A 22,501-nucleotide genomic window follows, 5' to 3' on the forward strand; every position below is an offset into this window, starting at 1 on the left:
GCGATGGCTGCGCCCGCGACCCCGCACCCCGGGTGTGCGCGAAGCGAAGCGCGCGATGACAGCACGCGAACGCCTGCCCCTGAGCGTGATCGACACGTTCAGGTTGGGCCGGAACGGGTCCTCCCTGGCGACCCCCGCCTGCGGGTATTTCGGACCCCATTCGAAGGGTAGTCAGTGCCCTCCTGAGTTACTGAAATCGATCATGGGGAGCGACTGATCCATGGTCGCATCCAACTACAGCGACGTCCTCGGCCAGCTGGTCGACGCCGGCCTGATCATCCCGAGCGATGGCCTGCGCATCGGCACGCACAAGCCCGTCCGCGTCCTGGTTCAGGACGGTGGCCGCGAGTACCGCGGCTGGTACCTGCTCAAGGAATGGTCGCCGAGCTACGACCGGGTGCTGATCGTCGGCTCCTACGGCATTTGGCGCGGCAACAGCAACGGCGCACAGAAGGTCGCGCTGCCGAAGGACGAGACCGGTCGCGTCACGCCGGAGCAGCGCGAAGCGATGAAGCGCGTGTGGGCGGAAGCCGCCAAGGCCGCCGAACTACAGCGCAAGCAAGAGGCCGAAGCCGCGGCGGCACGCGCACTCAAGGCCTGGTCGCGGCTTCTCCCCGATGGCGCCTCGCCCTACCTGCAGCGCAAGGGCGTGCTGGGGTACGGCCTCAAGTTCACCGAGCGCGGCACCGCGGTGGTGCCGCTGACCGACACCACCGGCAAGATCCACGGGCTGCAGTTCCTGCGCAGTGCCGCCCAGGCGCAGGAGGCCAAGCGCCATGCCAAGGAGTTCTGGCCGGCCGGCGTCGCGAAGAAGGGCCACTTCCACCTGCTCGGCCACACCCCGCACTGGATCGTCCTGGTGGCCGAGGGCTACGCCACGGCCGCCTCGCTGCATGCCGCCACTGGCTACCCGGTTGCCTGCGCGTTCGACGCCGGCAACCTGCAGCCGGTGGCCGAGGCCCTGCGCAAGCGGTACAAGCGGGCGAAGATCTTGGTCTGCGCGGACGACGACTGCTGGACCGAGGGCAACCCCGGTATCGCCGCAGCGAGCACGGCCGCCATGGCCGTCGCCGGCGAATGGATCCGCCCGGTGTTCGCCGACGAAGAGGGGCGCCAGGCACGGCACGCGGCCAATGGCGCCAAGGCGACCGACTTCAACGACCTGCACGCGCTGGAGGGCCTGCCCGCCGTCGGCGCGCAGGTGGCCGCCCGCCTCTCGGATCTGAAGTGGTCGCCACCGGCCCTGCGCGCCGTGCCTTCCTCCGAACCGGGGGGCGGGGGCGGCAAGCTGCGGCCCATCCAGCAGCTCGACGAACTGCTCGAGCGGTACTCGCTGATCTACGGCGGCGGCGGCGCGGTGTTCGATCGCCGCGAGCACTGCCTGCTGCCGCTGACCGACATGAAGAACGCCTGCATCCGGCCCGAGCTGCACAAGGCCTGGATGGAGCACGTCGACCGCGACATCGTCCGCCCCGCCGAAGTTGGCTTCGACCCAGCCGGCGAGGATCCCGCCGTGACCTGCAACCTATGGGGCGGCTGGCCCACGGCGCCGCGCCCAGGCAAGTGCGATCGCATCATCGAGCTGCTGCACTACCTGTGCAGCGAGGAGCGCAACAGCCGCGAGTTATTCGATTGGGTGCTGCGATGGTGCGCTTACCCGGTCCAGCATCCGGGCGCGAAGATGAAGTCCTGCGTGGTGGTGCACGGCGGCCAGGGCGCGGGCAAGAACCTGTTCTTCGAAGCGATCATGGCCATCTACGGCCAGTACGGCAGCATCCTCGACCAGAACGCCCTGGTCGACAAACACAACGACTGGGCCAGCCGCAAGCTGTTCCTGATCGCCGACGAGGTGGTCGCCCAGGCCCACCGCTTCGAGCAGAAGAACCTGCTGAAGGTCCTCGTCACCGGCGCCAAGATCCGCATCAACCCCAAGCACATCGCGGCCTACGACGAGGTCAACCACTGCAACCTGGTGTTCCTCTCCAACGAGAAGATGCCGGTGGTGCTGGAAAAGGATGACCGCCGGCACTGCGTCATCTGGACGCCACCGAAGAAGGACCCGGCCTACTACCGGGCCATCATGGCCGAGCTGGCCAACGGCGGCATCGCCGCCCTCCACGACTACCTGCTCAACGTCGACCTGGGCGACTTCGACCCCGGCACGCTGCCGCCAACGACCAAGGCCAAGAGCGACCTGATCGCGCTGGCCAAGGACAGCCCTGAGGACTTCGTCGAGGCGTTGGCCAACTGGAACATCCCGCCCCTGCGCCCAATGCCAGGCCTCACCGAGGACTGGTACCAGGTCTACCAGCGATGGTGCGCCAACACCGGCGTCAAGCCCGCCTCCATGAAGCGCTTCGTCAGCTCCCTGGAAAAGGACTGCGGGATCCGCACGAGCCGCAAGGGGCACCTGCAGGGCCAGAACATCACCAACCCGCTGTCCACCCTGCTGTTCGGATTCAGCGCCCCGGAGGGCAAGGTCGAATCGACATGGCTGGGCGAACAGATCATCGCCATGCGCCATCGCAAGTCGGACTACTTCGCTGGGCACCGGCAGGACGCTGACGCTTGGGAAGACCGGCATGGCTTCGGGAGTGACGAATGACCGCGTATAGCCAGCGCTGGTCGAGTTTGCCGGCAAACTTGCCGCCTAGTTTGCCGGGAGAAATCCCGTCACTGCGGCCTCTCTGGGGCATTGCGGGGTTTCGCGCGCCCGCCCGCGCGGGGGGTAGCTCCCTCAGTCTGCGCCCACTCGCGCGCGCACATGCGCGCACACGGGCCGCGTCCCGGCAGAGGCGGCAATGCCGCAGAGAAGCAGGCGTGGCGCGGGTTTGCGCATTTTCGCTCCCGGCAGACGTGCCGGCAGACGCGCTCGGTCCCGGCAGACACCCTGTGCTCGCGCGCTCGCGCGCAGGGAGATCACCTTTCGAACCTCGAAAAAAACTGGAAGAGGGCCTTCTGCATGGCTGACCTGGCCCTACCTGAGGCCGAAGGCTTCCGTGCGTTCGCCGACCGCCTGGGGACCAAGCCCAGCTACGTGACCGAGCTGCGCAAGGCCGGCCGGCTGGTGCTGACCGACGACGGCCGGGGCGTGCGCGTGGCCGCCTCGCTCGAGCGGATCCAAGCCACCCGCAACCCCGCGCACGAAGGCGTCAGGGCGCGCCACGCAGCTGGGCGTGAGGCGGCCACGGCCGACGCCGCGCCCATGGTCACGGGCGAGCCCAGCGAGGCCGCCCAGTCGCCCGCTGGCGGCGTCAGCGACGCCGACGACCTCCCCTTCAACTCCCCGCACCAGATGCGCCGCGCCAAGGCGCTGGCGGACAAGGAGGAGGCCTTGGCGCGCAAGGCCCTACGCGATGAGCAGCTCGAGATGGGCCAACTGCTGGTTCTGGAAGAGGTCGTGAAGGTGGTGGTCGACGCCGGGATGACTTTGCGGCGCCGGCTGGAACTGCTTCCCGACACGCTGGCTTCGCGTGTAACCGCGATGGACGACGAAAGCCAGGCGCGGATGCTGATGCGCGACGAAATCGAACAGGCTCTCGAAGAATTGGATCGCAAGCTGCGCGTCCTTGGCAAGGGCACCGCATGAACCTGTTGACTGATGACCCCGCTGATATCGCCGAGCGCCTATCCGACAGGATCCGGCACCGCGGTACGAGCTACGTCTATGCCAAACCCTCTGGCCAGGTCACTTCGCATCCGGTCAACGACCGCCGCAACAACGCGATGCCTGCGCTCTGGTTAATCGGCGCCTACCGCAACCCGGTCGACGTGGCCGCGCTATTGCAGGACCTGCTGGCGCGCCGTGCGGAGCTCGAGCCATGAGCACAGCGGCCAACCCCTCCTACGGCGCGTACGCCAGCGCCGCGCACGAAATCAGCAAGGCGCTCGCGCGCGCGATCGCGCCGCGCAAGCCGATGCGCGTGAGCGAGTGGGCCGCGCGCCATCGCCGCTTGTCTCAGAAGGGCAGCGCGATCCCGGGCGAATGGCGCAACGAGCGCAACCCGCTGCTGGTCGAGATCATGGATTGCTTTAGTGCGCGCAGCCCCGTCCACGAAGCCGTCGCGATGCTGTGTATCCAGTTCGGCAAGTCCGAGATGGAAGCCAACATCCTCGGCTACACCATGTGCGAGAACCCGCAGCCGATCATGGTGGTGCTGCCGGGCGAAGTGTCGATGAACAAGTGGATCGACCAGAAGCTCAACCCCCTGATCGAGGAAACGCCGGCCATCCAGGCCGTGCTCACCAGCACCAACAGCCGCGAGTCCTCCAACCGTCGCGCCTTCAAGGACTTCCAGGGGGGGCAGCTCTACTTCGAGCACGCAGGCAACCCCGTGCGACTCAAGTCGACTTCTGCGGGTCTCACGCTATGCGACGAGTTCTCCAGCTTCGCCAGCCAGCTCAAGACGGGCGACGATCCTGGCGAGCTGGTGGACGGCCGCAACTCCGCCTTCCCTTCGACCTACAAGCGGCTGAAGGTCGGCACGCCCGAGATCGAAGGCCTGTGCCGCATTTCCGAGCTGTACGCGATCTCCGACAAGCGCCGCTGGCACTGGCCCTGCCCGGACTGCGGCCACGAGCAGCCGTTCGAATGGGCCGGTCTGCAGTGGACGCCAGACGCGCGTCGCTGCTGGTACGTCTGCCGCGAGTGCGGCGTGGTCATCGAGGAGCACCAGAAGCCCCAACTGATCGCGGCCGGTCGCTGGATCCCCGAGAACCCTGGCGCACGCATCCGCGGCTACCACGCCAACGCGCTCTACTACCCCATGGGCCTCGGCCCGCGCTGGCTGGATCTGGTCCACATGTGGCTGGCCGCGCAGAACGACCCCGCCAAGCTCAAGACCTTCGTCAATGACCGCCTGGCCGAGCCCTGGCGCGACAAGACCGCAGCCAAGGCCGCGCCCAACGTCATCAAGGACCGGCGCGAGCCCTACCGCCTGCGCGTCGCGCCCTTGGGCGTGCTGGCCGTCACCGCCGGCGTGGATACCCAGGACGATCGCCTGGCCGTGCAGATCATCGGCTGGGGGCGCGGCATGGTCGCCTGGGTGCTGGACTACATCGAGCTCTCCGGCGACCCGGGCGAGGACGAGGTGTGGGCGCGCCTGACCGACCTGCTCAACCGGCCCATCCCGCATGCCCGCGGCGGCTTCGTCCAGGTGGAGGCCACCGCCATCGATGCCGGCGGCCACCGCACCGAGTCGGTCAAGCACTTCTGCCGCCAGCGCCGGATCCGCCGCGCGACCTGCATCTTCGGTGCGCGGCCCAACAACGCCCCAATCCTCAGCCGGCCCAAGCTCGAGGACGTCAACTACAAGGGCAAGCTGGACAAGAAGGGCGTCAACATCCACCACGTCGGCACCGTGGCAGTGAAGCAATGGCTGTTCCAGCGCCTGGCGGCCGATGCCGACAAGCCGGTGGACGCACGGCTGGTCCACATCACCGAAGACCTCGACGACTTCTACGTCGACGGCTTGGTCAGCGAGCGCTACAACCCGCGCACCAACCGCTACGACAAGGTGCGCGGCGGCGTGCGCAATGAGCCGCTGGACACTTTCGTCTACGCCTACGCGGTGACCCACCACCAGGACCTGCGGCTGCACCGCGCCAGCAGCGCCGACTGGGACGCGCGCGAGCAGCGGATCATCGAGCTGGCCCGTAGCGAATGGGACCGTGTGGATTCCCGTGGAACACCGCTCGCGGTCGAGCCGCTTCCGCCGCCGGCCTCGGATTCCCGTGAAACACGGGCGGCGCCCGCCGTCGTGCCCCCCATGCACACTCGCGCCGCGTTGGACGCCATCGTCACGCGCCTCGAGCGCGATGCGATGGCGGCGGTCGCTGAAGACGACCGCGCGGCCTGGGCCTCCGCCACGGGGGGCACCGCCGAGGAATCGGCCGCCCTCGCCGCCCTGGTTGAGCGTCTGACCGACAGCGCCACCCCCATCGGCGCGCTGTTGCCGCAGGACATCGCCGCACCGGCCCGCGCCGTCCTGCGCGGCCCCATCGCCCCCACCACCCCGCCCCCGCGCCGCTTCGTCCGCGGCACCCGCAATTCCGGCCTGCGCTAGGAGAGACCACCATGCCCGACCCACACCCCCTCAAGCAGCGCCTGCAGACCTGGGCCGTCGCCTATGGCGGCGAGCAGTTCGCCCGCTTCGGCTACTCGCCCGACGATCGCCTGGCTGCCACGCACGCCACAAGCGGCGATGAAGAAGCCGACCGCATCGAGCACATCGTGCAGCGGCTGGAGCGCATCGGCCGCTGGAAGGAGGCTCGCGTGTTGCGCGCCGAAGTCTTCCTCACCGACCTGCCGGAGGCCGAGCGCCTGCAGCGCCTCAAGCGTATCGGCCTGACCATCAGCCGCGCCGGCTACTACATCTACCTCAACGCCGCCTGCGCCTACGTGGAAGGCGCCCTAGGAGAACAGCCATGAGCACCCACCCCAGCGACACCCTTGCCGCCCTGCAATGGGCCATCGAGCAGGCGCGCAAGGCGCCAGCCGACGATCACCTGGTTCGTCTGGTCTACCTGCCCGCGCTACGGGAGGCGCAGTCGAACCTGCTTCGCGAAGTGCGCGGCAATGGGTGAGTCAACGGTGGCACAAACCCCAATGGCCGGGCTGGCAGCCGTGGACACGCCCACCCTCATCACAGTCAGCCGGCTAGCGCGACACATAGGCGCGATGCGCTATCGCTACGGCAACGAGGTCCAGTTGCACGAGGTGCTTGGGACGGTGCTGACAGACGCCGGCATCGTCTTCGAGCGCGAGTACAGACTGGACGCACATAACCGCGCGGACTTCTGGCTCGATGGCATCGTCATTGAGGTCAAGATCGCCGGCTCAGCTGGCGCCGCGTTGCGCCAGGTAGATCGCTACATCGGTCTGCCGCAGGTCCGGGGCGTCCTCTTGGCCGCGACGCCGGCCTGGGCAGATCTCCCGCTGCAGAAGCGTCCCACATGGGCGGACAAGCCATTCGCAATCGCGCGCCTGCAGAGGCAAGCACTATGAGCTATGGCAAAGTCGAGTACTCCCAAGGCACGTGGTTCGTCTGGTGCGAACCGCAAGTGCGTGCCCGTCTCAAGCGTGTCTTCCCGCGAGCGCCCCAGCACGCTTCAGACCGAATCCCATTGAAGGCATCACCAGAGAACAGCCGCGAGCTGAAGTGGTTCCTCGGCCGCTATCCCATGGCGCTTGCGGATGAAGCATCGTCCCTTCTGGACAGCCTTGCAGCCGAGCACGTCCGCATGGAGGTCGACCTGCAAGAGCTGGCTGCCGGCAGGCGGGTGATCCCACCCTTCGCGTTGGCTAAGCCGCCGCGCGACTACCAGCGCGTGGCCGCGGCCCAGACATCCGTCCGCGGCGGCTTGCTCGTCGCCGATGACCTGGGCCTTGGCAAGACGGTCACCGGCATGTGTCCCATGGCCGAGCCTGGCAACTTGCCTGCCGTCGTGGTGTACCCGGCCGCGCTGCCCAACCACTGGCCCGAAAAACTGGCCGAATTTGCGCCGAACCTGCGCGTGCATCGCATTCGCAAGAGCAAGCCCTACCCGCTGACCCGACAGCCGAGACAGCGCCTGCCCGATCTGTGGGACACCTTGCCCGACGTGATCTTGGTCAGCTACCACATGCTGCGCGGTTGGGCGGAGACGCTGGCCGAATTGGCGCGTTACGTGGTGTTCGAGGAGTGCCAGCAACTGCGCACGCCCGGCACGGATCTTTACACGGCGGCTGAATACCTCGCCCACCGCGCCCCCTTACGCATGGGTCTGACCGCAACGCCGATCTACAACTACGGAACCGAGTTCTTCCACGTCGTCAATGCGCTGCTCCCGGACTGCCTTGGCGGCTACGACGAGTTTGTGCGCGAGTGGTGCATCAGCGCCCCTGGAGAGAAGTCACGGCTCAAGGATGCAGAGCAGTTCGGCGCTTACCTGCGCCGTGAGGGGATCATGCTGCGCCGGACGCGCAAGGAGGTTGGCCGGGAGTTGCCCGAGCTGTCGAAGATCCCGCACGAGATCGAGGCAGACGAGCGTGCGCTGGACAGCATTGCCGGCGACGCCACCGCGCTGGCGCGGGTGATCTTGGGCGCGAACGAACGCTGGCGCGGCGAGAAGATGCAGGCCGGCGGCGAGTTCGACCGCCTCGTGCGGCAGGCGACCGGCCTGGCCAAAGCGCCCTATGTGGCCGAGTTCGTGCGGCTGCTGGTGGAAAGCGGGCAGCACGTGCTGCTATTCGGCTGGCACCGGGAGGTCTACAGCATCTGGCAGGAGAAGCTGGCCGCGTTCAACCCGGTCATGTACACGGGCAGCGAGTCACCTAGCCAGAAGCAGGCGGCAAAGGATGCGTTCATCGCAGGCGAGTCCAAGGTGATGCTGATCAGCCTGCGCGCCGGCGCGGGAATCGACGGCCTGCAGCATGTCTGCAGCACAGTGGTCTTCGGTGAACTGGACTGGAGTCCGGGCGTACACGAGCAATGCATCGGTCGCGTACATCGGGATGGCCAGGTCGAGCCGGTGATGGCTTATTTCCTGATCAGCGACACGGGTAGCGACCCGATCGTCTCCGATGTACTCGGCGTCAAGCGGGAGCAGATCGAAGGTGTCCGCAATCCGGGAGAGCACCTGGTCGAGCGCATCGACAACGGCGAGAACCAACTGCGGCGTCTGGCGCAGCAGTTCTTGGCCAGCCACGGGCTGATAGGTGCCGACATGTTCGATGGGGCGGCCGCCCCATGAAAATCTGCACCCGCTGCGGCGGCTACAAACCCGACCGCATGTTCTACACCAACGGCCCGGGCAGGCGCATGAGCGAGTGCGCCGCCTGCAACGTCCAGCGCAAGCGCGATGCGCACGTGCCGCGCCCGCGCCTCAACATGCACCTGGGCCGCGACAGCGCCGGCCGGTTCGCGCGGTGCGACCACACCCACCCGATCCGCCATCGCAACGCCATGGCGCAACAGCCCGCTGCATCACCCACCGGAGAAACGCATGAAAACCACGACCATCTACAAAGTGCTCGATGCACGTCGCACGCCAGGCCAGCGCCTGGCCACGGCCATGAGTACCTACGCGATGCTGGCCTTCTGCATCTGGCTCAGCCAGGGCTCGCGCTTCTGGACGCTGGTCTGCGGCCTGATCTTCCTGATCGGCTTTATCGCGCAGCTCAACACTTGGACCAAGCAGCGCATCAATGAGTTCGACTCGGTGAAGGAACTCCAGAAGTGGGCCAACTCGCTTGACCCGGAGTGAGCCGCCAGGGATGTTGGGTGCTCTCAAGACCGCCTATGGCAACGTGCCAATCAAGCCCGCGGTCCGAGAGCCCCATGTTCAGGCGGTCTCTCGCGGCTCTAACTTCCCGCGACTGTTTTGTCATCCGTGGTCACGCTGCACAGTGTTTCCAGCCCGAACTTCGCGCCGCGCGCTTCCCCCTTGAGCCCTGCTTTGAACTGCTCGCACGTGACCCACGGCTTGCCGTACAGCACGGATTCCACGCGCGCCCAAAACAAGTCGTAACTCGCCCGGGCTTGGACCGGCTGCCCCGGCGTGCTGTAAGAGTCTGCTCCCCAGGAGGTGGTGCCGCCTGGCCCGAACGAGGGACTGATTGTGGTGGCGCCGGTCTGCTGCGTGATCTGCACCATGCCTTGGGTTTGGCCGTCCACCGTCCGCGTTTCCAGCGTCCAATAGTCAGTACCTCCCGCGATGGTCAGCACCGCATAGACAGTCCAGCGGCGATACGCGACCAGCTTGTCTGGTGGATAGTCGAACTTGAAATCATGGTCAGCGGCGGCCAGCACCTTCTCCGCAGCATCCAGGACCTCGCGCTGGCTTTTGCCCGGAAAGGTACGCATATGCACCTGCTCCCACTCGCTGCGCGATTTGGGGGTAGGGATGGTGGCGCAGCCGACGAGCAGTGCCAACGCCAGCGTGAGAGTGGTGTAGCGCATCTGGTTGCTCCTGTCGGTGATCTAAGGATCGCGGCCATACTTCTGGCGGCAATCCGCTTCCATCTCGTCGCATGCGCGAGTGATGAGGTGCTTGGCGCTTGTGTCGAGCAACTTCCGCAGGCGGCATCAGTCTTCCGGCTGCTCCAGCTTCGCGCCATCAGCGAAGACGATCTGGCTCGGCTCCCAGACGACGGTGTACTTAGAATCATCCAGTGCGGCCAGCTTGCGATCCTTGTTGTCACTTCCGCCTGCGTACTTCACCGAGCGTGTGCCCTGCCATTCGATGCTTCCTCCTGCAGGAATAGTGTCGTCGTTGCTAATGGCAAACGCCGAGAGCTTGTCACCAAAAAGGTCATTCACCGTCAGCATGCCCTTGACCCCGGCGATGTCCTTGGCTGTGTTGTTGTGATAGCCGATCCTGATTTCCAGGTTTTCATCCATCAGCATGCCGCTGAACCCATATTCCGGCTCGATCTTCTTGTCGACCAGCGTGACGGTGACCGCGTCGCGCATCTGCTTGATGGCGGCATCGCGCTTGGCCTGCAGCTCAGCCTTCAGTGCGGCCTGCTTGGCTTCTTCGATCTTTTGATTGCTCAAGAATTCGCGCTGCTCGTCGATGGCCTTGCCCAAGGTGGTGCCCGCGGGGATGCCGTCTTTTTCTCCTCGCAAGGCTGCGGCGACGGTGTGGCGCAGGACATACCCCGCCAGCAGATCACGCTCCTCTGGCTTGAGCTTTTCTACTTGAGGCTTGATCGAGTCCATCTTGCCGACTTCCGTCGGCAACTGGGTGTCTTTGGCGCCTGTGCATGCGGCCATAGCCACGAGCAGTGCCGATGAGGCGATGAGTCTGATTTTCACTGGATTATCCCCTGTCTATGCTTCGACGGTTAATGCACTTCCGCAGTGCTTGCACTTCACTGCTGCGGCCAAGACTTCCTCGGCGCAGAAGGGGCATGTCTTGGTCTCCCGCACCTGCGGGTACTGGGTGGCCTCCCCAGTTTGTCCAGCATCTGCTGGCTTATCATTCGTCGGTGTACCGTCGGGATTGACCAGCGCCCAGATCATGGCGCCAATCCAGCCCAGCACCGTCCATCCCAGCAGGATGTCCAGCAGGGCAACGCCCGCCAAACTACGGTGCTTGCGGAGCGCGGCTTCAATCGTCGGCAGCAGATACAGCAGTGGCGCCGTGATGAAGAACGATGCGGCTACCAACTGGCCGAAGCCATTCAACTCGTTGCTCGGGATCTGCCCCATTGAATAGCCGTAGGCCGCCAGAAAGGCGAGCGCGATGAAGCGCAAGACGAACATTCCACTTCCCCTGTGAGTTCCCCGGTCGCGATCTTGACACAGCTGATCGGGAGGCGCACAGTCCCGCTCGCTGCGGCCAAATCCGCAGCCGGGTTTGACAGCCCGGAATCCCAAGGCGCACCAGCGCCCATCCGCCGATGCCGGCGCTTTTTTGTTGCCGGCACTCTGCCGGTGGCGCGTGCCAGCCAGTTCCATGGCGGGCGGTGCGCGGGCCCTTCGGGGCGCCGGTTCCTTGGGCCGGTCTGTCAACCGCGTGCCGTCCGCCACCTCGTTTGACGGCGATGCGGCGGACTCCATCCATTCCAAGGAGCCCACCATGCGCCGTTCCACTGCCGCTTCGCCGGCCGTCGATCCCCTCCTGTCCGCCCTGCTTGGCGACGAAGCATCGCACCTCTCACCCGGCCTGGCCGCCCGCTTGCGCGCCGCGCTGTCCGCCACCAAGCAGCCGGCCGCCAACGCCGAACCTTCCGCCTTCTTCGACTTCCTGCGGCGTGAGCGCACCGGCCTGGAAGGCAGCCAGGGCGCCAGCTGGGCGGGCCTGCAAGCGGGCCTGACCGTGCCCAACCAGTTGCGCACCGCCGACATCGCCCTGGCGGGCCTGGACGGCGTGCTGGAGATCCTGGGCGCCGGCGAGTGCGCCCGCTACAGCAACGACCCTGCGCTGGCCTTGGGTGAAAACCTCACCGACCGCCTGTTCATGGCTAGCCGCGCCCTGGTCGACCTCGCGCGCGAGCGCCTGGAGATGGCCCGCGAGCTGGGCTGCGGGGAGCGATCCTCATGAGCGCGCTGGTAATCGCTAACACGCAGATCCGGCGGGATGCCGACGGGCGGTATTGTCTCAACGACCTGCATCAGGCTAGCGGTTCAGAGGCGCGGCACAAGCCCGGAAACTGGCTCATGCTGGCAAAGACCAAAGACCTGATTGCAGAGGTCGAAACCCAGCAGGGGGTGCTGGAATTCCAGCAGGCCCCGGTTGCTATGGTCAACGACGGCTTCGGCAATGGCACCTACGCCGTCAAGGAGTTGGTCTACGCCTACGCCATGTGGATCAGCGCCGCCTTCCACCTGCACGTCATCCGGGCCTACGACGCGCTGGTCGCCCAGCCGCGCCAGGACCTGGCGCCTCCGCTGTCGGCCCAGCCCCAGCACCGAGCCGACCAGTTGGTCAGCGCCGGCCGCATCTTCAGCGCGGCCCTGCGCACCGCCCGCCAGCTGCGCATGCCGCCCGGCCGGGCCATGCAGGCGGCCTTCGCCTGCGCGCACCGCCACACCGGTATCGACTGGGCCGAGGAGCTGGATGCCGCCCTGCCCGAGCCGGTCGCCCCGGCCGGCGACCCACTGGAGGACCGCGTGGTCGAGTACCTGGCCGGCGTGGACAGCTTCGCCATGCCCACCCTCATCGAGGCCCTGGGCCTGGGCGACCCGGGCAACGTGTCCCTCATGAAGCGCATCGGCCCCATCGCCCGCCGCCACGGCTGGGCCCCGCGCCGCCATGCCACCCGCGACGGCACCTTCTACACCGTCTGGCGCCCCCTGGCCGCCGGCTTCCGCAAGTCAACATAAGTGTTGACGCTTACACATTTTTGTGTATCATTGCCAGTGCGGGATGTTCCCGCATAGGAGGCTGTCATGGATAGGTGAACTTATGAAGGAAATTGCAGGCAATGAAAAAGGCTGAATTCAAGCGGCAACTTGCGGCGTTGGGGGCAACGTTCAAAGAAGGCGCGAAACACACAAAGGTCTACCTTGGCAGGAAGCAATGCACGTTGCCAAGGCATACCGAAATCTCAGACCAACTCGCCGAACGTATTTTGAAGCAACTCGGCGCGAAGTAAGAGATGGAAAGGAGAGAGATGAGGGGCGCCCCAAGGGGCGCCCCGCGTAGTGCCCTCCTGTCAGCACTTTTGATTGCTTGGATCCATCTAGGCGCATCACCTATGACGACCCACACGACCTGCACTCAAGCAAATGGAAGTTCGCCACCCCGTAATCTTTAATCCGTAACCCTTAATCCGTAACCCTGTGAACTGACAAATAGGTAGCGACAATGTTGGAATATCCCGCCCGCTTTCAAAAGGAAAGGGATGGGTACGTGGTTTCCTTTAGAGACATCCCCGAGGCGCTGACCTCGGGCGCAACAAAAAAGGAAGCCCTGGAAATGGCAGCTGACGCGCTTGCGACCGCGATGGAGTTCTACTTCGAGGATCGCCGGCAAGTACCCATGCCCAGCAAGGCCAAGGCCGGAGAGGAGGGGGTCACCCTCCCCGCCAGCGTGGCCATCAAGGTTCTTCTGCTCAACGAGATGCTGAAGGAAAAGTTCACCCCCTCGAAGCTCGCCAAGAAGCTGGAGGTCTCACCACAAACCGTGACCCGGATCGTCGATCTGCACCACGCCACCAAGATCGACACCCTGGCCGACACCTTTAGGGCCATGGGCAAGACCCTGACCTTTTCTGTGACCTGACAAGGACCAGGCGGCCTTTGGCGTCGCCGGCGATGGATCGCACCAAGGAAGCCCCGCGCCGCACGCGGGGCTTCTTTTGTAGTGAGGACCTGTTGCATCTAGACATTCCCTGACAACAATGGGGAGTCGGCAGGGCCTTGCCGACACCGCAAGCCCCGCCCCGCGCGGGGCTTTTTGTTGGCCCCGGCTCAGCCGACCGGACTCATGGCCACACCGCAGGAACAACTCGACCAGGCCCTCGCCGTGCGCCACCAGCTGCTGCTGGGGCAGGCGGTCGCGTCCCTGCAGCTGGAAGGCCGCCGGGTCGAGTACGCCAAGGCCGACCTGGCGCAGCTGGACACCTACATCGCCCAGCTGCGCCGGCAGATCAGCGGTCTGGCGCCGGTCCGCAATCGCGTGCGCTACGTGGTGCCGGACTGATGGCCGGCTCCGCCGCGCTGGCGCGCGACCGCCTGTCGGCCGCGATCGCACTGGACCAGCACGCGCGCCAGGCGCAGTCCCAGCAGCTGGTGCCGCGTGCGGAGGGGCCCAGCGAGCTGCAGGGCACCCGCTGGCGCGGGGCCTCGCGCACGCTGCGCTCGCTGGCCAGCTGGCTGGCGCCGCTGGGCAGCGCCACCAGCGACCTGCCCGCCGCCGAGCAGCGCACCCTGCGCGCCCGCTCCCGCGACGCCGGGCGCAACCACATGCCCGCCCGCGCCGCGCTCATGCGCAACCGCACCAGCGTGGTCGGCACCGGCCTGGTCTGCCGCCCCGCCGTCGACCACGAGGCGCTGGGCCTGACGCCCGAGCAGGCCGCCCCCTACAACGCGACCATCCGCGCCCACTGGGAGCGCTACGCCGAAAGCGCGCTGGAGTCCGACTACGAGAGCACCCTGGACATCTACGGCCAGCAGGGCCTGGCCCTGCTCTCGGCCATGTCCAGCGGCGATGTCTTCGTGCTCACGCCCATGCAGCAGCGCGCCGGCGGCGTGTCCGAGCTCAAGCTGCAGCTGGTCGAGGCCGACCGCGTCTGCAACCCCAACGACGCCATGGACACGCCGGACTGCGTGGATGGCATCCAGCTGGAGGACGGCCGGCCCGTGGGCGCCTGGGTGCGCAACATCCATCCCGGCGACCGCCTCGACATGCGCATGCCGCGCTGGGACTACTACCCGTTCTTCGGCGAAGGCACCGGCCGGCGCCGCGTGCTCCACGTGTGGAACGACAAGGAGCGGCCGGGCCAGGTGCGCGGCGTGCCCTACCTGGCGCCCATCTTGGAGCCGCTGAAGCAGCTGGAGCGCTTCACCAATGCCGAGCTGATGGCCGCCGTCATCTCGGCCATGCTCACGGTGTTCATCCAGCGCAAGGGCGATGAGACCGACGAGCAGGGCAACCCCGTCGCAGCATTCGACACCGCCGACAGCGCCGGCAGCATCGCCCTGGGCAACGGCGCCATCGTGGACCTGGCGCCAGGCGAGGAAGCCAAGGAGGTCAACCCCGGCCGCCCCAACGCCAAGTTCGATCCGTTCTTCAACGCGATCCTCAAGCAGATCGGCGCGGCGCTGGAGCTGCCGCTGGATGTGCTGCTGCTGCAGTTCAACAGCAGCTACTCCGCGGCGCGCGCGGCCATGCTCGAGGCCTGGCGCATGTTCCTGTGCCGCCGCTGGCTGCTGACCACGCAGTTCTGCCAGCCCATCTATGGCCTGTTCCTGGACGAGGAAGTGGCCAGCGGCCGCCTGGTGCTGCCCGGCTATGCCGATCCCGCGCGCAGGCATGCCTGGTCGCGCGCCCTGTGGATCGGCCCGGCTCGCGGCTCCATGGACGAGCAGAAGGAGGCGTCCGCCGCCAAGACGCGCATCGATATCGGTGTCAGCAACAAGGCCATGGAGACCGCGGCCATGAGCGGCGAGGACTGGCAGGCCGTCAACGCGCAACGTGCGCGCGAGGTCGCGATCGAGCGCGCCAACGGCACCTACGTCGCGCCCACCCCCAGCCCGGCCCAGGACGGCGCACTGGAGGACGCAACCGACGAGCGTCCCACCGACGCCCCCGGCCAGATCGACCCGGAGGACGCGGAATGATCGATGCCTTCCACCTGGCCGCCTCGCGGCCGTGGCTGATCCAGCGCGAATCGCTGGAGACCATCCTGTCCATCGCCCAGCGCTACGGCGACCCGGAAGCGCTGCAGGCGCGGGTGGGCCGGCCGCTGGACAACGCGCGCACCATCACCATGCGCGACGGCGTGGCCGTGGTGCCGATCACCGGCCCGGTGTTCCGCTATGCCAATCTCTTCACCGAGATTTCCGGCGCCACCAGCACGCAGGTGCTGGCCACCGACATCCAGGCCGCGCTGGACAACCCCTATGTCCGCGGCATCGTGCTGGACATCAACTCGCCCGGCGGCGAGGCCACCGGCATCAACGAGCTGGCCAAGCTGATCCGCGCCGGCGCGGCGCGCAAGCCGATCAAGGCGTATGCCGGTGGCACGATGGCCTCGGCCGCCTACTGGCTGGGCGCGGCCGCCGATCAGATCGTCATCGACGAAACCGCCGTGCTCGGCTCCATCGGCGTGGTCATGTCCTACCTGGACACCACCGCCCGCGACGCCAAGTCCGACGTGCGCCGTGTGGAGATCGTCAGCAGTCAGTCCCCTGACAAGCGCGTGGATCCCTCGACCGACGAGGGCCGCGCCAAGGTGCAGGCCCAGGTCGACGCGCTGGCCGACGTCTTCGTCGGCGCCGTCGCCCGTTACCGCGGCACCTCCACCGACGCCGTGCTGGCCGACTTCGGCCGCGGCGGCGTGCGCGTGGGCGCAGACGCCATCAAGGCCGGCATGGCCGACCGCATCGGATCGCTCGAATCCGTGATCGCCGAGCTTGCCGGCTCCGCAAGCAATCCCAAGAGGACCACCAACATGTCCAGCAACAAAGGGCAGGTCACGGTTTCGACCACCGAAGACCTGCGCAACGCGCTGGCGGCCGGGCACACCGCGGAGCAGATCGCCATCGCCTCCAACGATGATGCCATCGCCACCGCGCGCCGCCAGGGCGAGGAGGCCGGCCGCGCCGCCGCCACCGACACCGCCATCGCCGCCGAACGCACCCGCATCGCCGACATCCAGGCCCTGGCCCGCGAGGGTTTCGAAGCCGAGACCCAGGCCGCCATCGCCAACGGCGACACCCCCGCTGCCTTCGCCCTGACCCTGGTCAAGGCGGCCCAGGACCGCGGCATCTCCATCGAGGCCATGCGCAAGGACGCGCCCAAGCCCGCGGCCCACGCCAAGCCCGAGGGCGGCGGCCAGAGCCCCGCCACGCCGACCCTTTCCATCAGCAACGTCTACGCCGCCCGCCGCAAGGCGGCCAGCGGCGCGACCGCCTAAGGACCGCCGACCATGAATCCGATCACCGAGAAGACCCGCTTCGGCGACTTCCTGCTGTCCGAGGCCAACGGCAGCTACTCGCGCGAGAACGAGATCCTCGCCTCCGGCCAGAACCTGCAGGCCGGCACGGTGCTGGGTGCCGTCACAGCCTCCGGCAAGTACACCATCCTCGCGCCCGGGGCCAGCGATGGCTCGCAGACCGCCGGCGGCATCCTGCTGGCCACCACCAACGCCAGCGCCGCCGACGCCGCCGTCGTCGTCGTCGAGCGCGCCGCCGAGGTCAAGGCCGATGCCCTGATCTGGCCCGCCGGCATCACCAACGCCCAGAAAACCGCCGCCATCGCCCAGCTCAACACGCTGGGCATCGTGCTGCGCTGACCCCTCAAGGACCGCACCCATGGATCCCATCTCCGACGTTTTCAACGGCGACGCCTTCACCGTCCTCGCCCTCACCGATGCCATCAACAAGGTGCCCTTCGTGCCTGGCCGCGCCGGCCAGGTCGTGGGCTGGGACGAAGAGCCCATCGCCACCACCAGTATCATGCTGGAGGAGGACGGCGGCGAACTGAAGATCGTCAACCCGACGCCGCGTGGTGGCCCGGGCAGCGCCTTCGCGCCCACCGGGCGCGTCGCCCGTTCCCTGGTGGTGCCGCACTACCAGGTGGACGACTTCATCGCCGCCGACAGCGTGCAGAACGTGCGCGCCTTCGGCACGACCAACCAGCTCGAGGTCCTGCAGGACCGCGTCAACAACCGCCTGCGCCAGCACGTGCAGCTCAAGCTGGATCCGACGCTGGAGTATCAGCGCATCGGCGCCATCAAGGGCCTGATCCTCAACGGCGACGGCAGCACGCTCTACAACCTGTTCACCGAGTTCGGCGTCACCCAGGAAGCGGAGATCGACTTCGACCTGGACAACGCCAGCCCGGCCTCCGGCGCGCTGCGCGTGAAGTGCGCGGGGGTGGTGCGCAAGATCGCCAACAACCTGGGCGGCACGCAGGTCGGCGCCATCTACGCGCTGTGCGGCGACAACTTCTTCGACAACCTGATCAGCAACGTCGAAGTGGTCGATTCGTACAAGGGCACGCCCATGGCCAGCGTGCTGCGCGACGGCTACGTCATGCCCAACGGCGTGATCTACGGCGCCTTCGAGTTCGGCGGCATCGTGTGGGAGAACTACCGCGGCGCCGTGGGCAACACGCCCTTCATCGACCCGGACAAGTGCCACATCTTCCCGGTGGGCGTGCCGGGCCTGTGGCGCACCGTGTACGCGCCGGCCGACTACGAGGAGACGGTCAACACCCTCGGCCTGCCCCGCTACGCCAAGCAGTGGCCTACCCCGAACGGCAAGGGCCGCAACCTCGAGGCGCAGATGAACGCCCTCAACTACTGCACCCGTCCGAAGGTGCTGTTGAAGGGCAAGCGCAGCTGATAGGCCGCCGCCGCGCGCACGTGCCCGGGTGGCGCGCGCGGCGGCGAGTCCTTTCCCTTCGCATTGGCCGGAAGCATGACCGACAACCCCGACAACGAGCATCAGAACACCAGGATGGAGCGCGTCGCAGAGAACACCGTGACGCGCTTCTGGATGCAGCTGATCACGCCGGTGTTGATCGGGCTGGTCGCCTGGTTCGGGCAGCGCCAGCTCAACTCGATTGAGTCCAAGCAGTCGGAGATCAACGTCTCGCAAGAACAGCAGGGGCAGCGGATCGGGGCCATGGCCTCGGACATCCGCGACCTCAACACGCGCTTCGACCTCGCCGCCATCAAGCGCATCGATGAGTTGGACGCCCGCGTCAAGCGCCTCGAACAGGCAGCCAAGACCCCATGAACGCACTCAAGAAGCTCTGGTCCATGCTCAAGTCCTTCGCCTATCAGTCCCAGGAGTTCACCCTCTGGCTGCCCGCCCTGGTCGCCCTGACGATCTTGGGCTGGATCGTGCTCGGCGCCCTCGGCCGCGTCGGCCCCGACGCGATCGCCTGGCTGCTGGAGCTGCCCGTCATGTGCACCTACGCCATGGCGGCGCTGGGCATGTCGTGGCTCATCAAGCGCCTGTACCTCAACGACCTCGGTCGTGCGGAGGAGCAGAGCCTGCAGCTGCTGGCCATGGGCGGCGACCCGGGCGCACGCTGGGTGCTGGTCAAGGACCGCCTCGAGACGCTGGCCTGCGTGCTGGCGATGCTCGTCTTCTTCTACCCGGCGCGTTGACCATGACCGCGCGCCTGCTCCTCATCCTCGCGCTGACGCTGCTGACCGCTTGCGGCCCGGCGGAAGCGCAGAGCGCATCGTCGAAGGCCATCCAGGCCTCGGCGCTTCCGGGCATCGCGCCCGGGCCGGTGGCTGCCGGGGTGGACACGGCCATCGAGAACGCACAGTCCACCGCTGCCGTGACCCTTGCGCCCGCCGTGACGGCGATGCGTGCGTCCCTGCAGTCCGCTGTGCCGCCGCCGGCGATGACGGAACCGCCGTCCGTCTCGCCGGCCGCGGCCGCCCATATCCTGCGCTGGGAGGTCACCAGCCCCAGCTGGTACACCCAGCGCCTGCAGCGCCCCGTATGGCCAGGCGGCGCCAGCGGCATCACCTGGGGCATCGGCTACGACGGTGGCCACCAGACGCCCGAGACCATCGCCGCCGACTGGGCCCGGCACGCGCGCGTCGCGCAGCTGCAGCGCACTGCCGGCATCGTCGGCGCTGCGGCCGCCGCCGCCCTGCCCGCCTACCGCAACATCACCACGCCCTATGCGCTGGCTTCTGCCGTGTTCACCGGTGTCAGCCTGCCGGTGTGGCGCGAGACCACCGCGCGGATCTACGGCCCGGCCTTCGACGCGCTGCCCGCCGATGCCGCTGGCGCGCTGGTCGGCAACACCTACAACCGCGGCAGCTCGATGGTCGGCGCGCGCAATGCAGAGAAGCGGGCGATCCGCGACCGCTGTGTCCCGTCCGGCGACCTGGCCTGCATCGCTGCGCAGCTGCGGGCGCAATGCCGCCTGTGGCCGGACACGTCCGGTCTGTGCGCGCGCCGCCAGGACGAAGCCCGGCTCGTGGAGGCTGCGCGATGAGCCTGCTGTCCAAGCTCACCGTCAAGCCCTTGCTCTACGCTGTCGGGATCCTGGCACTGCTGTGCGTGGGCGAAGGCATCGCGCTGTATGTGCAGGCGACGCGCCATCGCGCGGATGCCGCTACCGCCAAGGCGGAATCCGACCAGTGGCGCAACAGCTACGCCAGCGCGGCGACCAAGGCCTCCGAACTCGTGGTGGCCAACGCCGGCTGGCAGGGCACCGTGGGCCAGTTGCAGGCGCAGCTGGCGGCCGAGCAGAAGCAATGCGCGGCACTGACCGCGCGCAACGACAAGGCCATCGCCACGGCGCGTGCTGAAGCCGCCGATGCCGACACCGCCTTGAAGACCTTCGTGGACCGCTTCGCCGCGGCCCAGCGCAAACCGGACTGCGCCTCGGCCCTGCATGCCCTCGCCGCCTCTTGCCCCAGCCTGGAGGGCTACTGACATGCGCCGCGATGTCCGCCTGCTGCTCATCGTGCTCGCGCTGGCCGCCCTCACCGGCTGCCCGTTGCGTAAGGACGCCAGCGCGCCCCAGGTGTGCGCGGTCCACCCGCAGCCGGTGGTGATCGTCCAGCGCGTCTACGTGCCCATCCGCGAGTCGCTCACCGCGACCGAGCCCGTGGCCGAAGGCCCGCTCGACCAATGCCCCAGTGTCGCCGCGCAGCGCAAGGCGGCGCTGAAGCGCGCCAACGCCAAGCTGCAGCAGATCGAGCAGGTCCAGGGAACGGAGGTCAAACCGTGAGCCTGCTGGTGTTCGACGTGGACGGCAACGGCAGCTTCAGCCGCACGCTGACCGACCTTGAGCAGCGCCAGTTGCCCTATGCGCTGATGCAGGCGGTCAACGGCGTGGCCGGCGAGATCAAGTACGCCTGGGACCGCCAGATCCAGACGCAGCTGGATGCGCCGGTCAAGTTGACCGTGAATTCGGTCTACCTGCGCAAGGCGCGCTACACGCGCGGCGATGACGGCACCCGCGCGGCGGGCGCAGCCGAAGTCTTCATCCGCGATGAGGCGGCCAAGGGCACGCCGCCGGCGCGCTACCTGATGCCGCAGGTCTTCGGTGGTTTGGGCCACGACCGCGGCATTGACCGGGGGCTGCGGCGCGCCGGCTGGCTGCGGCCGGGCGAGTTCGCCGTGGCCGTGGCCGACAACACCCTCATGGACAGCCACGGCAACATCCGCAACGGCGTCGTGCAGCAGATCCTGTCGCAGCTCGGCGCACAGTTCGACCCCAGCAGCAACGAGGACGCTGACGCCAAGGCATTCCGTAACCGCCGCGCGCGCGGCAAGTCGCTCAAGCAGGCGCGCAACCGGCGCTTCTTTGCCGTCAGCCGGCAGGGCAAGGAAGTCGGCACGGTCGGCAACCGCGCCGCGCACCTGTCGCCCGGCGTGTACGTACGCGACGGCAAGCACGACCTGACCAAGGTCTACAACTTCGTGGGCCGCGCGCCGACCTACGCGCCCCGGTTGGACCTATTCGGCGCTGCGGAGCGCACCTGGCTGAAGCTGATGCCGTTATTCACCGACCGCGAGCTGGACAAGGCCTTGGCCGATGCGGCGCGCCGGGGGTGGGCATGAGCCAGTCCGACTTCCTCCGCGGGTTCGACGCGATGGCCTTCGTCGCCTTCCAGGCCGCAGGGCTGGGCGATCGCGCGCGCTACACCGCGCCGGGCGCGGTCGCGGGTGTGCCTTGCGATGTGCTGGTGGACCGGCAGATGACCGAGTACGGCAACGGCGTGGCCGATGTCGCGGCGTCCCATGTGGTCGTCGGCTTCCAGCGGGCCCAGGTCCAGCCTGTGCGCCTTGGCGTCCTGGTCCTGCTGCGCGCCGATGGAACAGACGGCGAGGCCTTCCGCCTGGATGCCGAGGTCGAAGGCCTCTCCGACGAGTCGATCGTGCGCTGGGTGGTGTCCCGTGGCTGACAGTCCTCGCAAGCAGCTCCTGGCGGCCATGAAAGACGTGCTGTCCATCATCACCACCGCTAATGGCTTCAACACCGATGCCGGGCTCAATGTCACCACCGAGCCTGCGCAGATCCCCGGCACGCTGACCGAGCCCGTGCTCGCGCTGTTGATCGAGAAGCAGCAACGCCCTGCTGACGCCGCCGCCGTGGCGCGCACGCGCCTGACCACGCTCATCGTCGCGGTGCGTGTGCCAGCCGAGTTGGACGAGGCCCAGGACCGCCTCGATGACGTCATCAGCGATGTCGAAGCGGTGATGGACCGCCCGTCGATGGAGCGCTTCCCCGTCGGCGTCCAGTGGCCGCGCTACGTCGGCGTCGACTTCGGGCAGCCGCTCGCCGGCTTGGGCTGGAACGGCGCCCTGATCACCTACCAGACCCACATCCCCATCCGATAACCCGCCGCCCAAGCGGC

The 22,501-nt window shown here is 67.5% G+C and carries 29 protein-coding genes; 26 read left to right on the forward strand and 3 right to left on the reverse strand.

The genetic code is table 11. The features are described from left to right. Positions 1 to 220 precede the first annotated feature (220 nt). The 9 genes from WFQ05_RS12395 to WFQ05_RS12435 all read left to right on the forward strand — a co-directional run bounded on the left by WFQ05_RS12395 (position 221) and on the right by WFQ05_RS12435 (position 9,246). Positions 221 to 2,605 (forward strand): DUF5906 domain-containing protein, encoded by a 2,385-nt coding sequence (locus WFQ05_RS12395; RefSeq protein WP_337054072.1) that lies wholly within the window; start codon positions 221 to 223, stop codon positions 2,603 to 2,605. A gap of 357 nt (positions 2,606 to 2,962) precedes the next feature. Continuing rightward, positions 2,963 to 3,589: a hypothetical protein gene (locus WFQ05_RS12400; protein WP_337054073.1), complete on the forward strand. Its 627-nt coding sequence runs from the start codon at positions 2,963 to 2,965 to the stop codon at positions 3,587 to 3,589. Next, positions 3,586 to 3,825, forward strand: coding sequence for a hypothetical protein (locus tag WFQ05_RS12405; protein WP_337054074.1), 240 nt, complete (start codon positions 3,586 to 3,588; stop codon positions 3,823 to 3,825). Before WFQ05_RS12400 ends, WFQ05_RS12405 begins: the two co-directional genes overlap by 4 nt. Continuing rightward, positions 3,822 to 6,065: a phage terminase large subunit family protein gene (locus tag WFQ05_RS12410; RefSeq protein WP_337054075.1), complete on the forward strand. Its 2,244-nt coding sequence runs from the start codon at positions 3,822 to 3,824 to the stop codon at positions 6,063 to 6,065. Before WFQ05_RS12405 ends, WFQ05_RS12410 begins: the two co-directional genes overlap by 4 nt. 11 nt (positions 6,066 to 6,076) lie before the next feature. Continuing rightward, positions 6,077 to 6,430 (forward strand): hypothetical protein, encoded by a 354-nt coding sequence (locus tag WFQ05_RS12415; protein WP_337054076.1) that lies wholly within the window; start codon positions 6,077 to 6,079, stop codon positions 6,428 to 6,430. Further along, positions 6,427 to 6,585, forward strand: coding sequence for a hypothetical protein (locus WFQ05_RS12420; protein ID WP_337054077.1), 159 nt, complete (start codon positions 6,427 to 6,429; stop codon positions 6,583 to 6,585). Before WFQ05_RS12415 ends, WFQ05_RS12420 begins: the two co-directional genes overlap by 4 nt. Before the next feature lie 94 nt (positions 6,586 to 6,679). Beyond that, positions 6,680 to 7,006, forward strand: a complete 327-nt coding sequence (locus tag WFQ05_RS12425) for a hypothetical protein (protein ID WP_337054078.1) — start codon at positions 6,680 to 6,682, stop codon at positions 7,004 to 7,006. Positions 7,007 to 7,125: 119 nt separating this feature from the next. Further along, a complete protein-coding gene (locus WFQ05_RS12430) occupies positions 7,126 to 8,733 on the forward strand; it encodes a DEAD/DEAH box helicase (RefSeq protein WP_337054079.1) in 1,608 nt (535 codons plus the stop codon). A gap of 252 nt (positions 8,734 to 8,985) precedes the next feature. Further along, the gene (locus WFQ05_RS12435; protein WP_337054080.1) at positions 8,986 to 9,246 is read left to right on the forward strand and encodes a hypothetical protein; all 261 of its coding nucleotides are present in this window, start codon (positions 8,986 to 8,988) and stop codon (positions 9,244 to 9,246) included. 98 nt (positions 9,247 to 9,344) lie between these two features. On the opposite strand, the gene WFQ05_RS12440 is transcribed toward WFQ05_RS12435, so the two are convergent. The 3 genes from WFQ05_RS12440 to WFQ05_RS12450 all read right to left on the reverse strand — a co-directional run bounded on the left by WFQ05_RS12440 (position 9,345) and on the right by WFQ05_RS12450 (position 11,249). Further along, the gene (locus WFQ05_RS12440; protein WP_337054081.1) at positions 9,345 to 9,941 is read right to left on the reverse strand and encodes a hypothetical protein; all 597 of its coding nucleotides are present in this window, start codon (positions 9,939 to 9,941) and stop codon (positions 9,345 to 9,347) included. Between the two features lie 126 nt (positions 9,942 to 10,067). Next, complete coding sequence (locus tag WFQ05_RS12445) at positions 10,068 to 10,799, reverse strand: hypothetical protein (RefSeq protein WP_337054082.1); 732 nt, start codon at positions 10,797 to 10,799, stop codon at positions 10,068 to 10,070. A gap of 15 nt (positions 10,800 to 10,814) precedes the next feature. Next, positions 10,815 to 11,249, reverse strand: coding sequence for a superinfection immunity protein (locus WFQ05_RS12450; protein WP_337054083.1), 435 nt, complete (start codon positions 11,247 to 11,249; stop codon positions 10,815 to 10,817). A gap of 253 nt (positions 11,250 to 11,502) precedes the next feature. On the opposite strand from WFQ05_RS12450, the gene WFQ05_RS12455 reads away from it, so the two are divergent. The 17 genes from WFQ05_RS12455 to WFQ05_RS12535 all read left to right on the forward strand — a co-directional run bounded on the left by WFQ05_RS12455 (position 11,503) and on the right by WFQ05_RS12535 (position 22,484). Beyond that, on the forward strand, positions 11,503 to 12,030 hold the full coding sequence (locus WFQ05_RS12455; protein ID WP_337054084.1) for a hypothetical protein: 528 nt from the start codon (positions 11,503 to 11,505) through the stop codon (positions 12,028 to 12,030). Continuing rightward, complete coding sequence (locus tag WFQ05_RS12460; protein ID WP_337054085.1) at positions 12,027 to 12,812, forward strand: KilA-N domain-containing protein; 786 nt, start codon at positions 12,027 to 12,029, stop codon at positions 12,810 to 12,812. Before WFQ05_RS12455 ends, WFQ05_RS12460 begins: the two co-directional genes overlap by 4 nt. 101 nt (positions 12,813 to 12,913) lie before the next feature. Further along, positions 12,914 to 13,084 carry a hypothetical protein gene (locus WFQ05_RS12465; protein ID WP_337054086.1) on the forward strand — a complete coding sequence of 57 codons (171 nt, stop codon included), beginning with the start codon at positions 12,914 to 12,916 and terminating at the stop codon, positions 13,082 to 13,084. A 212-nt stretch (positions 13,085 to 13,296) separates the two neighbouring features. Next, positions 13,297 to 13,713 (forward strand): type II toxin-antitoxin system HicB family antitoxin, encoded by a 417-nt coding sequence (locus WFQ05_RS12470; protein WP_337054087.1) that lies wholly within the window; start codon positions 13,297 to 13,299, stop codon positions 13,711 to 13,713. Between the two features lie 204 nt (positions 13,714 to 13,917). After that, entirely contained in the window at positions 13,918 to 14,133 is a 216-nt protein-coding gene (gene gpW, locus WFQ05_RS12475; protein WP_337054088.1) for a gpW family head-tail joining protein, read from the forward strand. Then, positions 14,133 to 15,773, forward strand: coding sequence for a phage portal protein (locus WFQ05_RS12480; protein ID WP_337054089.1), 1,641 nt, complete (start codon positions 14,133 to 14,135; stop codon positions 15,771 to 15,773). The genes gpW and WFQ05_RS12480 overlap by 1 nt, the downstream gene beginning before the upstream one ends. Further along, positions 15,770 to 17,071 (forward strand): S49 family peptidase, encoded by a 1,302-nt coding sequence (locus WFQ05_RS12485; protein ID WP_337054090.1) that lies wholly within the window; start codon positions 15,770 to 15,772, stop codon positions 17,069 to 17,071. The genes WFQ05_RS12480 and WFQ05_RS12485 overlap by 4 nt, the downstream gene beginning before the upstream one ends. A gap of 12 nt (positions 17,072 to 17,083) precedes the next feature. Next, complete coding sequence (locus WFQ05_RS12490; protein WP_337054091.1) at positions 17,084 to 17,449, forward strand: head decoration protein; 366 nt, start codon at positions 17,084 to 17,086, stop codon at positions 17,447 to 17,449. A gap of 19 nt (positions 17,450 to 17,468) precedes the next feature. Then, the gene (locus WFQ05_RS12495; protein WP_337054092.1) at positions 17,469 to 18,503 is read left to right on the forward strand and encodes a major capsid protein; all 1,035 of its coding nucleotides are present in this window, start codon (positions 17,469 to 17,471) and stop codon (positions 18,501 to 18,503) included. Positions 18,504 to 18,578: 75 nt separating this feature from the next. Continuing rightward, positions 18,579 to 18,899 (forward strand): hypothetical protein, encoded by a 321-nt coding sequence (locus tag WFQ05_RS12500; RefSeq protein ID WP_337054093.1) that lies wholly within the window; start codon positions 18,579 to 18,581, stop codon positions 18,897 to 18,899. Next, a complete protein-coding gene (locus WFQ05_RS12505; protein ID WP_337054094.1) occupies positions 18,896 to 19,276 on the forward strand; it encodes a hypothetical protein in 381 nt (126 codons plus the stop codon). Before WFQ05_RS12500 ends, WFQ05_RS12505 begins: the two co-directional genes overlap by 4 nt. A 2-nt stretch (positions 19,277 to 19,278) precedes the next feature. Continuing rightward, a complete protein-coding gene (locus tag WFQ05_RS12510; RefSeq protein WP_337054095.1) occupies positions 19,279 to 20,127 on the forward strand; it encodes a hypothetical protein in 849 nt (282 codons plus the stop codon). Then, positions 20,124 to 20,570, forward strand: a complete 447-nt coding sequence (locus WFQ05_RS12515) for a hypothetical protein (RefSeq protein WP_337054096.1) — start codon at positions 20,124 to 20,126, stop codon at positions 20,568 to 20,570. The genes WFQ05_RS12510 and WFQ05_RS12515 overlap by 4 nt, the downstream gene beginning before the upstream one ends. Before the next feature lies 1 nt (position 20,571). After that, entirely contained in the window at positions 20,572 to 20,868 is a 297-nt protein-coding gene (locus WFQ05_RS12520) for a hypothetical protein (RefSeq protein ID WP_337054097.1), read from the forward strand. Further along, positions 20,865 to 21,704: a hypothetical protein gene (locus tag WFQ05_RS12525; RefSeq protein WP_337054098.1), complete on the forward strand. Its 840-nt coding sequence runs from the start codon at positions 20,865 to 20,867 to the stop codon at positions 21,702 to 21,704. The genes WFQ05_RS12520 and WFQ05_RS12525 overlap by 4 nt, the downstream gene beginning before the upstream one ends. Next, positions 21,701 to 22,048, forward strand: coding sequence for a hypothetical protein (locus WFQ05_RS12530; RefSeq protein WP_337054099.1), 348 nt, complete (start codon positions 21,701 to 21,703; stop codon positions 22,046 to 22,048). The genes WFQ05_RS12525 and WFQ05_RS12530 overlap by 4 nt, the downstream gene beginning before the upstream one ends. A gap of 28 nt (positions 22,049 to 22,076) precedes the next feature. Then, on the forward strand, positions 22,077 to 22,484 hold the full coding sequence (locus tag WFQ05_RS12535; protein ID WP_337054100.1) for a hypothetical protein: 408 nt from the start codon (positions 22,077 to 22,079) through the stop codon (positions 22,482 to 22,484). Positions 22,485 to 22,501: the final 17 nt, after the last annotated feature.

It is taken from the genome of Pseudoxanthomonas sp. USHLN014 (assembly GCF_037153335.1).
GTDB classification, from domain to species: domain Bacteria; phylum Pseudomonadota; class Gammaproteobacteria; order Xanthomonadales; family Xanthomonadaceae; genus Pseudoxanthomonas_A; species Pseudoxanthomonas_A winnipegensis.

What these genes read in the sequence shown, in the direction of transcription:
- WFQ05_RS12395 (WP_337054072.1), top strand. Translation starts at nt 221, where the DNA reads ATGGTCGCATCCAACTACAGCGACGTCCTCGGCCAGCTGGTCGACGCC.
- WFQ05_RS12400 (WP_337054073.1), top strand. Translation starts at nt 2,963, where the DNA reads ATGGCTGACCTGGCCCTACCTGAGGCCGAAGGCTTCCGTGCGTTCGCC.
- WFQ05_RS12405 (WP_337054074.1), top strand. Translation starts at nt 3,586, where the DNA reads ATGAACCTGTTGACTGATGACCCCGCTGATATCGCCGAGCGCCTATCC.
- WFQ05_RS12410 (WP_337054075.1), top strand. Translation starts at nt 3,822, where the DNA reads ATGAGCACAGCGGCCAACCCCTCCTACGGCGCGTACGCCAGCGCCGCG.
- WFQ05_RS12415 (WP_337054076.1), top strand. Translation starts at nt 6,077, where the DNA reads ATGCCCGACCCACACCCCCTCAAGCAGCGCCTGCAGACCTGGGCCGTC.
- WFQ05_RS12420 (WP_337054077.1), top strand. Translation starts at nt 6,427, where the DNA reads ATGAGCACCCACCCCAGCGACACCCTTGCCGCCCTGCAATGGGCCATC.
- WFQ05_RS12425 (WP_337054078.1), top strand. Translation starts at nt 6,680, where the DNA reads ATGCGCTATCGCTACGGCAACGAGGTCCAGTTGCACGAGGTGCTTGGG.
- WFQ05_RS12435 (WP_337054080.1), top strand. Translation starts at nt 8,986, where the DNA reads ATGAAAACCACGACCATCTACAAAGTGCTCGATGCACGTCGCACGCCA.
- WFQ05_RS12440 (WP_337054081.1), bottom strand. Translation starts at nt 9,941, where the DNA reads ATGCGCTACACCACTCTCACGCTGGCGTTGGCACTGCTCGTCGGCTGC.
- WFQ05_RS12450 (WP_337054083.1), bottom strand. Translation starts at nt 11,249, where the DNA reads ATGTTCGTCTTGCGCTTCATCGCGCTCGCCTTTCTGGCGGCCTACGGC.
- WFQ05_RS12460 (WP_337054085.1), top strand. Translation starts at nt 12,027, where the DNA reads ATGAGCGCGCTGGTAATCGCTAACACGCAGATCCGGCGGGATGCCGAC.
- WFQ05_RS12465 (WP_337054086.1), top strand. Translation starts at nt 12,914, where the DNA reads ATGAAAAAGGCTGAATTCAAGCGGCAACTTGCGGCGTTGGGGGCAACG.
- WFQ05_RS12470 (WP_337054087.1), top strand. Translation starts at nt 13,297, where the DNA reads ATGTTGGAATATCCCGCCCGCTTTCAAAAGGAAAGGGATGGGTACGTG.
- gpW (WP_337054088.1), top strand. Translation starts at nt 13,918, where the DNA reads ATGGCCACACCGCAGGAACAACTCGACCAGGCCCTCGCCGTGCGCCAC.
- WFQ05_RS12480 (WP_337054089.1), top strand. Translation starts at nt 14,133, where the DNA reads ATGGCCGGCTCCGCCGCGCTGGCGCGCGACCGCCTGTCGGCCGCGATC.
- WFQ05_RS12485 (WP_337054090.1), top strand. Translation starts at nt 15,770, where the DNA reads ATGATCGATGCCTTCCACCTGGCCGCCTCGCGGCCGTGGCTGATCCAG.
- WFQ05_RS12490 (WP_337054091.1), top strand. Translation starts at nt 17,084, where the DNA reads ATGAATCCGATCACCGAGAAGACCCGCTTCGGCGACTTCCTGCTGTCC.
- WFQ05_RS12495 (WP_337054092.1), top strand. Translation starts at nt 17,469, where the DNA reads ATGGATCCCATCTCCGACGTTTTCAACGGCGACGCCTTCACCGTCCTC.
- WFQ05_RS12500 (WP_337054093.1), top strand. Translation starts at nt 18,579, where the DNA reads ATGACCGACAACCCCGACAACGAGCATCAGAACACCAGGATGGAGCGC.
- WFQ05_RS12505 (WP_337054094.1), top strand. Translation starts at nt 18,896, where the DNA reads ATGAACGCACTCAAGAAGCTCTGGTCCATGCTCAAGTCCTTCGCCTAT.
- WFQ05_RS12510 (WP_337054095.1), top strand. Translation starts at nt 19,279, where the DNA reads ATGACCGCGCGCCTGCTCCTCATCCTCGCGCTGACGCTGCTGACCGCT.
- WFQ05_RS12515 (WP_337054096.1), top strand. Translation starts at nt 20,124, where the DNA reads ATGAGCCTGCTGTCCAAGCTCACCGTCAAGCCCTTGCTCTACGCTGTC.
- WFQ05_RS12520 (WP_337054097.1), top strand. Translation starts at nt 20,572, where the DNA reads ATGCGCCGCGATGTCCGCCTGCTGCTCATCGTGCTCGCGCTGGCCGCC.
- WFQ05_RS12530 (WP_337054099.1), top strand. Translation starts at nt 21,701, where the DNA reads ATGAGCCAGTCCGACTTCCTCCGCGGGTTCGACGCGATGGCCTTCGTC.
- WFQ05_RS12535 (WP_337054100.1), top strand. Translation starts at nt 22,077, where the DNA reads ATGAAAGACGTGCTGTCCATCATCACCACCGCTAATGGCTTCAACACC.